The organism is Gordonia spumicola (assembly GCF_009932475.1).
Lineage (GTDB): Bacteria > Actinomycetota > Actinomycetes > Mycobacteriales > Mycobacteriaceae > Gordonia > Gordonia spumicola.
Genome location: NZ_BJOV01000005.1, coordinates 1426084 through 1438520, shown reverse-complemented (window position 1 = coordinate 1438520; position 12437 = coordinate 1426084). Strand labels below are relative to the sequence as shown.

The window sequence follows — 12437 nt, the reverse complement described above, 5'->3', positions numbered from 1 at the left end:
GGGTCAGCCCCGCAGCGCCGAGGCGACGATCGCGGGCAGCTTCGCCAGGCTGGGGGCCCCGGCGAATCGGGCCAGAAGCCGGCCTGTCGTGGCTGCGGACTTGTTGTTCACGAACCACGGCGGCTTCGGAGACAGGGCCCATTCGGCGTGGAGGACCGAGCGGGGCGCGGGGCGGAAGGGTCCGCGGATCACGGTGCGTTCGGGCCGGTCGATCAGCCACGCGTTGTGAACGACGCCGATGCCGCTCTGCACGTCGTCGATCGTGTGCCCGGGGAACGCGCCCCAGGTCGCGGTCGGGGTCAGGAATCCGAGACCGGTCCACGCGTTGACGGCGATCGTGCCGTAGCGGAGATCGGCGATCAGCTCGTCGAACGTCGAACCGAGCTCGGCGATCGTCGTGGGATGAGCGATGAGGTTGATGCCGAGGGTGCCCGCGAACTCGTCGTTCGCGGCGTCGACGGCGGCGCGCGCGAAATCGGCTCCGGTTCCGGGGAGTTCGACGACACCGAGCACCGGCGCGAAGTACTCGGTGGTCAGAAGCGGTTCGTCGGACGACGCGGTCAGGCCGTCGACGAGGACGCGGCCGCCGTTCGGGCCGAGCCGTTCGGCGTCGGGGTAGGTCCGCACGGCGCCGTCGACCCGGGAGTCGCTTCCCGGGTAGTAGGCCGGACGTGCGGGCGCCGTGTCGAACGCCGATCGCAGGGCCGCCAGGAACTCCTCGCGCTGCGCCCAGTCGGACGACACGATCACCGATTGCGCCGCAACGCAGTTGTATCCGCCGTTGTGCAGACGCTGCGTGGCGACGTGGGCCGCCTGGAAGGCGATGTCGGCCTTCGACCACTTGCCCGGCAGCACGATCGTCGGCGAGACGCCGCCGAGCTCGCTCGTGACCGGAACGGACAGGAGGGGAGTGCCGGCCTTCTTGCGGTCGGCGGCCTCGGGGCCGGTGCCCCACACGATCGCGTCGTGCGTCACCGCGCTGCCGGTCATGTGCACATGTGCGACGCCGGGATGCTCGACGAGTTGCTTGCCGACATCCGCCCCGCCGGTCAGGATGCGCACCGCGCCGATCTCGATGAGCGGTGCGAACACCGTGCGGAACGTCGGCAGCAGGGCGTCGGTGACGGGATTGAGCTTCAACGCGACCACGCGGTTGAAGGCGGCGAGCTCGTACAGCGTGTCGAGCGGGGCGATCGACATGATGTTGCCCGCGCCGAGCACGGCTCCGACGCCTCCGGTGACGGTCGGATCGAGCTGTGCCAGACCCGCGGCGGCGATCGCGTCGTCGCGGCTGATGCCCTTCTGCAGCCAGACCTGTGCGGAGAATCCGCTCAGCAGCAGCATGTCGTTGAGGCCCGCGGGCAGGGCCTGCACCGTCGTGTGGCCCGACGACTCGCCGAACGTCGCGCCCTTCAGCGGGCTGTCGCCCGCGGCGAGCGCCCGCAACGACTGCGCCACCACGCCGAGTCCGCCGGCGAACGCGTACGGGCCCGACATCCACTCCTCGCCGACGAGCGGCGAGCCCGGATCGAGCCGCTTGATGGAGATCGCGGCGTCCACCCATTCGGCGCCGTGTGCGACGACGAGGTCCCGGACCTGCTCGAAGAGGTCGGCGCGTTCGGTGAGCGACAGCGCGCCCCACCGGCTCTCGCCCGCGGTGAGGTCGGCGATCGCCTGGTCGACGGCGGCGATGGACTGGTCAGTGGTGGATGCCACGGGAAGCTCCGTCTCGTGAGAGGTCGCCGCGGTCGTCTGCTGCAGCGGCGTTGTCACCCATTCGACCATGTGCGGGGGCACCGTGGATATGTGCAAGTGTCGCCGACTCGCACCATCGTTTTGTGCTTCGGCACAAAACGATGGTGGTGCGTGTCACTGAACTCCTGCTACGGTCGACCGATGACTTCCCTCGTCGAGGCGACTCCGACGCTCGCGGAGCGCGTGGCCGCCGAGATCAGATCCGGCGACGACTCGGTCGTCGACGCGGTGATCGCGGCGATAGTCGCATCCGACACGTTCTATGCCGAAGCGACGATGCTGACGGCGGAGCAGCTCCGCGACTCCTGCGTGGCGAATCTGCACGCCATGGTCGAGACGCTCGCCGTCAAGTCCCGTCTCGACCTGACGCCCGCGCATGAGGCCGGTCGGCTGAAGGCACGGCTGGGGATCCCGATCTCGTCGCTGCTCCGCGCGTTCCGGCTCGGTGGCAGGGCCTTGTGGGACCGCATCGCCGAGATGGCGGACGGCCCGGGAGACGTGGAGCTCGGGTCGATCGCCGCCGATCTGTGGGAGATCGTCGACACGTACTCCGACGCCGCGGTCCAGGCGTATCACGACACTGAAGTCGATCTGACCAGGGCCGACGAGATGCGGGCCGCGCGGCTGGTCAGGTCGGTGTTCGACGACCACTCGGCTCATCCGTCGCGGCTGCTCGACGCGATGCGCGGCCTTCGACTCCCCGAAACCGGCGTCTTCGCGGTCATCGTCGCCGACTGCGACGCCGGCGTCCTCACACCCGGCGGCCTCCGCCGGGACGCCGCGGCGGTCGGAGTCGAGTCGGTGTGGGACATGCAGGTCGACTCGGCGATCGGACTTGTCGTCGCGCAGGCCGCGCGCGACGTCGATGCGACCGCGACGTGGCTCGCCCGGCTCACCCGGGGGAGAGTCGGAGTGAGCGCGGTGTTCTCGTCGCCGATGTCGATCGTGGCGGCGCTCGCCGAAGCGCAGAGCGCGGTGGGGTGCGGGGGTGTCGGGGTGACCCGGTTCGGAGACGACCCGGTGGCGCATCTGCTCGCCGCCGACCGTGCCGCGAGCGGTGTGGCCGCCGAACAGATACTCGGGCCGGTCCTGCGGCTGCCGCCCGCGGAACGGGCTGACATGCTGGCCGTGCTCGATGCCTGGTATCGGTGTGCGGGGTCGGCGACGGCCGTCGCCGAACTCCTGTACTGCCACCGCAACACCGTGCGCTACCGGCTGCGCAAGATCGGCGATCTCACCGGACGCGACACGACCGATCCGGTCCAGTCGGCCGAACTCTACGTCGCGCTGCGGGCGGTCCAGCTCCGTTGATCAGGCCGCCCGACCATCGGGTTTGACGGCGATGATCGAGATCGCGGCCATGTGGCTCTTGTGCTCGACGAACACCGATCGCATGGCGAGTACCCGTCGGCGTGCCGGCGGGCTGGTAATGATGTTCCGCGCGATCCGGAGGGTCTGAAGGACGCCTTCGTCGGCGATCATGCGGCGCGCTTCGAGCAGCGCCATCGGTGCGAAGCGGACACGGTCGACGACGAACCCGGCGTCGGTGAGCAGGGCGCGCCATTCGGCCTCGGTCAGCGGACGGGCGTTCACCTTGATCGACCGGGCGAGTGCTCGGCGGATCTCGGTGGTCGTCGCCTCGTCGAGGGTGTCGGGTTCGAGCGCCAACTCGTGGATCGCGTACCGTCCGCCGGGGCGCATCACGCGGAACGCCTCGGCGATGATCTCGGCCTTGTGCTTGTCGGTCTGCATGGTGAGCATGGCCTCGCCGACGACGGCGTCGACGCTCTCGGCGTCCAGCCCGGTCGACGCTGCGTCGCCCTCCAGGACGCGTCCGTTGCAGTCGATCGCCGTCGTCGTCAGTTCGGCTGCCGCGGGGTCCGATTCGATCCCGGTGTAGCTGCGCGGGGACCGGTCCAGGATCGACGTGGCGGTCTTTCCCAGGCCCGGTGCGATCTCCAGGACGTCGGCGTCGGCGAGGTCGGCGTCGTCGAGCATGTTCTCGGTCATCGCGGCGCCGCCGGGGCGCAGCACTCGCTTGCCCAGACGTGCGAGCAGCCAGTGGCCCGGTACGTCCTCGATTCTGCGATCGGCGAGGGGCAGGTCGGTGGCGTCGGGCTGGGTGCTGTGGCTCATCGCGGGCTCCAGGGAGAGGAATTCGTGTATTTAAGTGAATATATTCATCTTAATAGTATTGTCTAACCTAAGTCACGCGGTGACTGCGGCCAGGAAGGTCGACAGCTTTCCGGACGTCTCGGCGAGTTCGGCGTCTGGATCGGAGCCCGCGACGATGCCTGCTCCGGCGTACGCGCGGATCCGGTGCGGGGCGACCTCACCGCACCGGATGCTGACGGCCCACTCGCCGTCGCCGGCGGCGTCGGTCCAGCCCACGGCGCCGGCGAAGAATCCGCGGTCGAACGGTTCCGCCTCGCTGATCAGGTCGTATGCCGCCAGCCGCGGAGTCCCGCACACGGCGGGAGTCGGATGCAGATGGGCCACGAGTTCGCTCACCGGGACGTCGGGGTCGCGCAGTTCCGCGGTGATCTCGGTGCCGAGATGCCACATGCTGTCCGTGCCGAGCAATCCGGGTTCGGGCGCGTCGAGCCGCACGCAGTACGGGGCGAGGACGTCGCAGATGGCGTCCACGACGTACGCGTGTTCGCGGCGATCCTTCTCCGACTCGCGGAGCGCGGCCGCATTCGCCCGGTCGACGGCAGGCTCGGCGGACCGACGCGCGGATCCGGCGAGCGGGTGCGACCGCACCGCCCGTCCCGACTTGGCGACCAACAGCTCGGGACTGGCGCCGACGAGATGGCGGTCGGCTGCGACCGGCAGGGCGAACACGTGCGCCGACGGGTGCGTCCGACCCAGCCGGTCGGCGATGGCGAGGGGATCGCACGGCTGCGGTGACGCGAGGTCGCGGTAGCGGGCGAGGACCGCCTTGGCGACGTCGCCGTCGGCGACCGCGTCGAGCAGCATCCGGACGCCGTCGCGGTAGTCGTCGGGCGAGGACTGGCCGCCGTCGAGGAGTCTGGCGACGACGGCCTCCGCGCGGGGTGACGGCGGCCCGACCGGGGTGACGATCGTCGACGTCTGCTCGCGATCGAACGGCAGGGCTGCGAACGCCCTGCCCCCGTGGGCGTTGTCGGCGGCGGCGCGCAACGCCGTCGACAGCCGTGTGTGATCGGCGGCGGCCGGGCCCTCGCCGAACAGTGCGTCGGCGGCCAGGGCTGCTCGTGGCGAGCGCCACGACATGGAGACGGTCACAGCGTCGCACCTCCGTCGACGTGAATCTCTTGAAGGGTGATGTGGCGGGCGTCGTCGCTGAGCAGGAAGGCGACGGTGGCGGCGACGTCCGCGGGCTCCGCGACCCGGCCGAGTGGGATGCCGAGGCGGTGGGCGGCGAGATCGCCGACCAGGGTGGCCCGCTCGTCGTCCGGGGACGACCACAGTCCCTCGAGCATCGGGGTGCGGGTCGACCCGGGTTGGACGATGTTTCCGCGCACGCCCGCCGCCGCGTTCTCCAGTGCGAACGACTTCGTCAGCATGGTGGCCGCGGCCTTCGTCGCGCCGTATGCGCCGAGCGCGGTGCGCGGCGTTCCCGCCGCATTGGAGGCGACCGTGACGACCGATCCCGAGCTCGCGACGAGTTGCCCCGCGAACGCCTGCATCGAGTGCAGGACGCCGAGCAGGTTCACGTCGATCATCGCTCGCATGTCGTCGGGTGACACGTCGGCGATCGGTGCGGGCCGCAGCACGCCCGCGACGTTGACGAGCGCCGAACATCCGCCGAGGCCCGCCACGCGCTCGGCGGCTCGGCGCACCTCCATGAGGGATGTCACATCGCATGCCCACGACGACTCGGTCTCGGCGACGTCGAGTCCGATCACCGTCCATCCTCGATCGGAGAGGACATCGACGCACGCGGCCCCGATTCCTCCTGTGGCTCCGGTGACGACGACGTTTCTGCTCACATAGGTGAGCCTAGCCTAATGTTTGATGAGTGGGTTGGGTCAGGCCGCGAAATGGTCGACGAGGGCGGCGACGATCTCGTCCCACAACGGCACCGGGAGGTCGTGCGCCATGCCGTCGACCATCTGCAGGCGGGCGCCCGGGACGGCTGCGGCGACGGCGCGGCCACCGGAGGGGCGCATCAACTTGTCGTGTGTGCCGTGCAGCACCAACGTCCGCGCGGTGATCCGGCGGTCGTAGCCGTCGAGTCGGCCGGTCCCGAGGATCGCCGCGAACTGACGAACGAAACCGGCGGGGTAGTAGCAGCGGTCGAAGTACTCGGTCGCATGGGCGACGGCCTCCTCCAACGGCTTCGGGAACACCGGGCTGCCGATGACGCCCGCGCGGGTTGCGGTGGACGCGATGATGTCCTCGCGGTCGGTGCCCGTCGGCTTGGACAACAGGGCCGCGATCTGACGGACCCCCGGCGGCGGCAGGAACGGGCGGTTGTTGCTCGACATGACGACCGTCGCCGACAGTGTGCGGTCGGCGTGTTCGGCCGCGAGCACCTGCGCGACCATCCCGCCGAGTGACGCGCCGACGATGTGCGCACGGTCGACGCCGAGATGATCGAGCACTCGTGCGGCGTCGTCCGCCATGTCGGTCAAGAGGTACGGCGAACCGGAGCTGGGCCGTCCGACGAAGAACTGCAGGAGCTTGACCGGCAACGGCGGTCCGCCCACCCGGGTCCCGTCGAGCTTCCCGGACAATCCCGCGTCCCGATTGTCGAAGCGGACCACGCGATAGCCCCGCGCCGCGATCTTCTCGCAGAACTCGGTGCGCCAGAACACCATCTGCGCGCCGAGACCCATGATCAGCAGCACCGTCGGGTCGTCGGGGTCGCCGCACTCGTCGTAGAAGAGATCGACGTCGCCGCCGGTGGCCGTGCCCGTCCGTGTCGTCATCCCTCCATCATCGCCGATCGGGCGCACGATCCGTGCACGGGTGGGGTCGCGCGCCGCCGACTGACGTACGCTTACCGCCGCACGAGGGCCCTCGCGGCGCCTGACGACGACACGATCGAGGATGAAGTGAAACGGACGATCACAGCGGTGATGGTGGCGGCGGTCCTGTCGGTGGCGGCAGCGCCCGCGGCTCAGGTCGACGCGGCTCCCGCGGCGAACGGGCTCGCGTCCCATCTCGACGCCGGGCTGCCGAACCGAGATGCGTCCCGCGGGCCGGGTGCGCCGAATCCGGACCTGCCGCAACGGAGTTCAGATATCGCGCCGCTGCTCGCGCAGGCGCGGTCGGAAAAGCTGGACCCTTCTCGCTACGGCGCGTTGCTGTACACCTACTGGCTGGAACGGACCACCGAGAAGGCCGGCATCGACCTGCAGCGGTGGAATCCGCGAGCGGGCGCGACCGCGAACCTCACGAACCTGGAACGCTCATACCGCTACTACGAAGACCTGCAGCTCGCTCACCGTGAGCTCCGGTGGGCAGGCATGGCTGGTCAGGTCGGAGCCGACTTCGGCGGCGGACTGCTCGACCTCGAACTCGGCGGGCAGATCTTCGAGATCAGTCGACTCCAGCCCGTGATGGCCGAGATCGTCCGGCGTGCGTCGGACGCGGGCGGCGACCGGCTCGTCGCCGAACTGCCCGACGGGGTGCGTGCGCTCGCCGAGGTCGGCAAGACCATCACACCGGCCGACATCGACGCGGTGATCGGTCAGATCCTGGTGATGCAGAAGAACATCTTCGGCGACCTCATGCCGCTCCACACCGCGTACGTCGTAGGCGGGCTCGATGCGGTCCGCGAGCTCGTCGCGACCGGTCTGTACCCGGCCGACGTGCTGGACGCGTTCGTCGACATCGCATCGGGCGACTCGGACCGGGTGTCCGCGGGCAACGGACGGCTCCTGCGGCGCGAACAGGAGACTGTCATCGCCCGTCAGTGGGACCAGACGCGGGCGTACCGCGCGCCCGTCGGCGAGGCCCTCACCTACGCCTCGACAATCGTCGGTTCGCCGTCGGTGGCGGGCGTGCGCCCGATGCGCGCCTACCGGCCGATCGAGGCGACCGCCGTCGTCGGCGGGCGGACCGTCCGCCTCACGACGCCTCTTCCGTCGTGGAACTGGTCGGTGTTCGACGCGCGCTGGGAGTACATCAACGCCGAACTGCTGCCGAAGTACGCGTGGCAGGTCGATCACAACTGGGACGCACTCGCCGCGTACATGCGCACCCCGTACAGTCGTCAGCTGCAAGAGCACCGAGTCCTCTTCAACCTCGGACCGCTCGCGACGAGCATCCTCGACCAGACCAAGGTGACAGTGAAATGACCACGAAGACGATTCTCGCGTTGGCCGCAGCGATCGGCGTCGCTCTCGCGCCGACGGCCGTCGCATCCGCCGCGCCCGGCGCTCCCGACGGACGGTGCGTCATCGACGACCGCAGCGCCGCGACGACGATCGACAGCCTGATGAACCACTGCACGAGTCAACAGATCCTCGACCGGTTCCGCGCCGCGCCGCTCGGCGAACTGCCGCCGGTCGGCCGGTACCGCCTCTACCTGCTGCCCGCACAGACCGGCGATGACGGCGTCGACGACTACCAGTACTCGAAGACGTTCACCACCCTGCAGTCCAAGCTCGGCGACGGACTCACCTTCGCCACGGGGCCGCAGGGTCAGCCGTGGGTGTACAAGAACTACATCACCGGACCGGACGCGGGCGGTCCCGTCGTCTACGCACCGCGGTCGTTCGACGACCGCAAACCCGTGTGGACGGCCGACTTCACCCGCGACTACGGCGGTCTGATGGTGAGCACGCACGAATACCGCCGCCTGACGCCGACCGTGTGGATCGGTCGCGACTTCCTCGGGAGGGGCACCGCCCAGAAGCCGCCGAGCGGCGGCGGGACCATCGCCTTCACCAAGGGATGATGCTGCAGGAGGTCGTCGCCGCGGCCGCCGACGTCGCCGCGACGCGTTCGCGCACGGCGAAGGCGCGGGCGCTCGCCGACCTCATCGCACGCGTGGAGCCCGATGACGCTCCCGCGGTGACCGGCCTGATTCTCGGCAGACCGCGCCAAGGCAGGCTCGGCGTCGGCTGGCGCACGTTGATCGAGCGCAGACCGGAGGCGGCGTCCGCGGCGCGGCTGACCGTGCGGGACGTCGACGAGGCCTTCACCGCGCTCGCGTCGGCGAGCGGAACGGGATCGGCCGCGGTGCGAGTCGCCATCCTCGACGGGCTTCTGAGCAGGGCGGATGCCGCCGAACAGGATCACCTGATCAGGGTCATGACCGGTGAGATGCGGACCGGGGCGCTCGAGGGCGTGCTCGTCGACGCCGCGGCCCTCGCCCTGCGCCTGCCGACGTCGCTCGTGCGGCGTGCGGCGATGCTGACCGGCGACATCGGCGCGACGATCGGATCCGCCCTGCGTGGCGACGACTTGACCGCCGTCGACCTCACACCGGGCGTACCGGCTGCGCCGATGCTCGCGGGCGCCGCGCCGACTGCGGCCGAGGCGATGGCGACATCCGGGGCGGCGTCCGTCGAGTACAAGCTCGACGGCGCACGACTGCAGGTCCACCGGGTGGGCGGGACGGTCACCGCCTACACCCGGAGCCTCGCCGACATCACCGCCCGGGTGCCGGACGTGGTGGCCGTCGTCGAGTCGTTCCCCGGCGGCGACCTCGTCCTCGACGGCGAGACGCTCGCGCTCGACGAATCGGGCGCCGCCCGACCGTTCCAGGACACCATGAGCAGTCTCGGCCGCGACGGAGCGTCGCCGCTGCACGTGTGGTTCTTCGACATCCTGTACGGCGAGGGACGGTCGTTGATCGACGAGCCGCTCCGCGTCCGCCGGACGGTGCTCGCGGCGACCGTCGGCGAGCACGTGATCGGCGGATCCGAACTGTCGGACGGCGACGCCGACGGCGCGCAGCGGGTGCTCGACGATGCGCTCGCCGCGGGGCACGAGGGAGTCGTGGTGAAGTCGCTCGACTCGACGTACGCCGCGGGCCGCAGGGGAGCGGCGTGGGTCAAGGTGAAGCCGGTGTACACCTACGATCTCGTGGTCCTCGCCGTCGAAGAGGGATCCGGTCGACGATCCGGCATGCTGTCGAACATCCATCTCGGCGCGCGCGACCCCGACGGGGACGTCGGCGAGCCCGGCGGCTTCGTCATGGTCGGCAAGACCTTCAAGGGCCTCACGGACCGGATCCTCGCGTGGCAGACCGACCACTTCCCGACGATCGCCACCCGGCGTGACGGCCACGTCCTCCACCTGCGTCCGGAGGTCGTCGTCGAGGTCGCCGTCGACGGTGTTCAACGGTCGAGCCGATACCCCGGAGGCATCGCGTTGCGGTTCGCGCGCGTCAAGCGATACCGGATCGGAGCCGACGAGAAGCCGCCGACGGAGGCCGACACGATCGCCGACCTCCGCGCCCTACGCCGAGATTGAGCGCGACCGGGTGGACTGGAGGGCGTCGACGATGACGTCGGTGGTCAGGACCAGCCCAGCCCGCTTGGCGATGTACGTCGCGGCCATCTCGTGCTCGTCGCGACTGAAGTCGGCCATCGCGTCGACGGCGAAGAAGGGCGCGACGTCGCTCATGAACGCGTCGGTGGCGCTGATCATGCAACCCATGTGGGCGTAGACGCCGACGACGATCAGCTGGTCGCGCCCGTGGTGCGCCAGCAGTTGACGCAGGTCGGTGCGCGCGAAGCCGGAGTAACGCCATTTGGTCACCTGGATGTCGCCGTCGCGCGGTGTGAGTTCGGGCACGATCTCCTCGTCGCGCCCGGACACCAGGCCCGCACCCCAGAAGTCGCGGAGGATCCCGCGACGGGCCGGGTGCTGATCTCCGGGCTGGGCGGTGTAGATCACCGGCACATCGGCGGCCTCGGCGGCCTCGCGGATGCGCACCATGTTGGACAGTGCCGTCGACATGGGCTCCTGGTCACGCTGGTACGCGTCGATGAAGTACTGCTGCATATCGTGGATCAGGAGTGCCGTGCGATCGGCGTTGAGGTCCCAGTCGACGCGGGCGGGGAAGGGGCCGACGGGGATTCGGTACGGGGGGATCGATGGAATCGCCATGCCATTAGGCTAGCCTTACCTTGTGACCTTCACCAGATGGCCCTCCGAACTCGCTGAACGATATCGCTCACACGGCTGCTGGCGTGGAGAGACCTTCGACGACGTCCTCGTGGCCCGCGCGCACGACACGGACCTCGCCGACCGCATCGCCGTCGCCGATCCCGACCGCACCGTGACCTACCGCCGACTCGCCGATCGCGTCGGACGTCTGGCCGCGGGCTTCGCCGACCTCGGCATCGAGCCGGGTGCGCGCGTAGTGCTCCAGATGCCGAACACCGTCGCATTCGTGGAGACGGTGTTCGCGCTCTTCCGGCTCGGCGCGCTGCCGGTCTTCGGGCTCCCGGCGCACCGCGAGGCCGAACTCGTCGGCATCGCCCGCGCCGCCGACGCCGTGGCGATCGTCCATCCCGGCGTTCATCAGGGCTTCGACCACGCCGCGCTGGCGCAGTCCGTCGCCGATCGGGTCGACACGATCGCACACCTCATCCCGATCGATCGACTCGACGAGATCGCGGCCGAACCGCGGACACACGCGCCGTCGAATCCGTCCGACGTCGCCTTCCTCCAGCTGTCCGGCGGCAGCACCGGCATCCCCAAGCTGATCCCGCGGACGCACGACGACTACCTGTACAGCGTCTGGCGGAGCAACGAGGTCTGCGGCGTCGACGCCGACACCGTGTACCTCGTCGTCCTTCCGGTCGCGCACAACTTCCCGATGTCGTCGCCGGGGATCCTCGGCGCGATCTACGCCGGGGGAACCGTCGTCCTGTCGCCTTCGCCCGCACCGTCGGTCGCCTGGCCGCTGGTCGAGCGCCATCGCGCGACGATGGTCGGCATGGTTCCGCCCATCGCGCGGCTGTGGACCGAGACCGCCGAACGAGGATCCGCCGCCGACGTCTCCAGCCTCCAGACGATCCAGGTCGGCGGGGCGCGCTGTCCCGACGAGTTGGCCCGGCGCATCGGACCGGCCCTGGGCGTGACGCTCCAGCAGGTCTTCGGCATGGCCGAAGGGCTCGTCTGCTACACCCGGCTCGACGATCCGATCGACGTCGTCACCAGTACCCAGGGCAGGCCGATGTCGCCGCTCGATCAGCTCCGCCTGGTCGACGAGGACGGTGAACCCGTGTCGGTCGGCCGAGGGTTCCTCGAGGTCCAGGGGCCCTACACGATTCGCGGCTACTGGGGTGGCGCGTCGCCCGACTCCTTCGCCGACGACGGTTGGTACCGCACCGGCGACGTGGTCGAGATCACCGATCGTGGGGACCTGATCGTCCGCGGACGCGGTGGCGACCGCATCAACAGGGGCGGGGAGAAGGTGTCGGCCGAACAGCTCGAAGAGCATCTGTTGGGCCACGACGGTGTGCGCGACGTGATCGTCGTGGCCGTCGACGACGCCTACCTCGGGGAGCGGACGTGTGCGTACGTGATCGCCGCCGCTCCCGACGCCCCGCCGAAACTGCCGGAACTGCGCGCGTTCGCGCGGTCGCGGGGGCTGGCCGAATGGAAGCTCCCCGACATCGTGTCGGTCGTCGACGCGTTCCCGGAGACCGGAGTGGGCAAGGTGAGCCGAAAGCGGCTGCGTGAGCTCCTCACAGCACAGACCGCCGCGGCGGAGAAAAGGTGAAACG

The 12437-nt window shown here is 70.0% G+C and carries 11 protein-coding genes; 5 read left to right on the top strand and 6 right to left on the bottom strand.

The window, feature by feature from the left end; translation table 11 throughout:
* Window positions 1–3: 3 nt before the first annotated feature.
* A complete protein-coding gene (locus GYB83_RS17915; RefSeq protein ID WP_228461596.1) occupies window positions 4–1716 on the bottom strand; it encodes an aldehyde dehydrogenase family protein in 1713 nt (570 codons plus the stop codon).
* Between the two features lie 180 nt (window positions 1717–1896).
* On the opposite strand from GYB83_RS17915, the gene GYB83_RS17910 reads away from it, so the two are divergent.
* Window positions 1897–3066, top strand: coding sequence for a PucR family transcriptional regulator (locus tag GYB83_RS17910; protein ID WP_161896702.1), 1170 nt, complete (start codon window positions 1897–1899; stop codon window positions 3064–3066).
* On the opposite strand, the gene GYB83_RS17905 is transcribed toward GYB83_RS17910, so the two are convergent.
* The 4 genes from GYB83_RS17905 to GYB83_RS17890 all read right to left on the bottom strand — a co-directional run bounded on the left by GYB83_RS17905 (window position 3067) and on the right by GYB83_RS17890 (window position 6671).
* A complete protein-coding gene (locus GYB83_RS17905) occupies window positions 3067–3891 on the bottom strand; it encodes a class I SAM-dependent methyltransferase (RefSeq protein ID WP_161896701.1) in 825 nt (274 codons plus the stop codon). It lies immediately after the preceding gene.
* A 72-nt stretch (window positions 3892–3963) separates the two neighbouring features.
* Window positions 3964–5022 carry an isochorismate synthase gene (locus tag GYB83_RS17900; protein ID WP_161896700.1) on the bottom strand — a complete coding sequence of 353 codons (1059 nt, stop codon included), beginning with the start codon at window positions 5020–5022 and terminating at the stop codon, window positions 3964–3966.
* A complete protein-coding gene (locus GYB83_RS17895) occupies window positions 5019–5729 on the bottom strand; it encodes an SDR family oxidoreductase (protein ID WP_161896699.1) in 711 nt (236 codons plus the stop codon). The genes GYB83_RS17900 and GYB83_RS17895 overlap by 4 nt, the downstream gene beginning before the upstream one ends.
* A gap of 39 nt (window positions 5730–5768) precedes the next feature.
* Window positions 5769–6671 (bottom strand): alpha/beta fold hydrolase, encoded by a 903-nt coding sequence (locus tag GYB83_RS17890; RefSeq protein WP_161896698.1) that lies wholly within the window; start codon window positions 6669–6671, stop codon window positions 5769–5771.
* 150 nt (window positions 6672–6821) lie between these two features.
* On the opposite strand from GYB83_RS17890, the gene GYB83_RS17885 reads away from it, so the two are divergent.
* The 3 genes from GYB83_RS17885 to GYB83_RS17875 are packed head-to-tail and all read left to right on the top strand — an operon-like array spanning window position 6822 to window position 10170.
* Window positions 6822–8045 carry a hypothetical protein gene (locus GYB83_RS17885; protein WP_371865340.1) on the top strand — a complete coding sequence of 408 codons (1224 nt, stop codon included), beginning with the start codon at window positions 6822–6824 and terminating at the stop codon, window positions 8043–8045.
* Window positions 8042–8647, top strand: coding sequence for a hypothetical protein (locus tag GYB83_RS17880; RefSeq protein ID WP_161896697.1), 606 nt, complete (start codon window positions 8042–8044; stop codon window positions 8645–8647). Before GYB83_RS17885 ends, GYB83_RS17880 begins: the two co-directional genes overlap by 4 nt.
* A complete protein-coding gene (locus GYB83_RS17875) occupies window positions 8644–10170 on the top strand; it encodes an ATP-dependent DNA ligase (RefSeq protein WP_161896696.1) in 1527 nt (508 codons plus the stop codon). The genes GYB83_RS17880 and GYB83_RS17875 overlap by 4 nt, the downstream gene beginning before the upstream one ends.
* On the opposite strand, the gene GYB83_RS17870 is transcribed toward GYB83_RS17875, so the two are convergent.
* Window positions 10156–10809 carry an isochorismatase family protein gene (locus GYB83_RS17870; RefSeq protein WP_161896695.1) on the bottom strand — a complete coding sequence of 218 codons (654 nt, stop codon included), beginning with the start codon at window positions 10807–10809 and terminating at the stop codon, window positions 10156–10158. The genes GYB83_RS17875 and GYB83_RS17870 overlap by 15 nt on opposite strands.
* Window positions 10810–10831: 22 nt before the next feature.
* Between GYB83_RS17870 and GYB83_RS17865 the strand changes: the two genes are divergently transcribed.
* The gene (locus GYB83_RS17865; protein ID WP_161896694.1) at window positions 10832–12433 is read left to right on the top strand and encodes a (2,3-dihydroxybenzoyl)adenylate synthase; all 1602 of its coding nucleotides are present in this window, start codon (window positions 10832–10834) and stop codon (window positions 12431–12433) included.
* The last annotated feature ends 4 nt before the right edge of the window (window positions 12434–12437 follow it).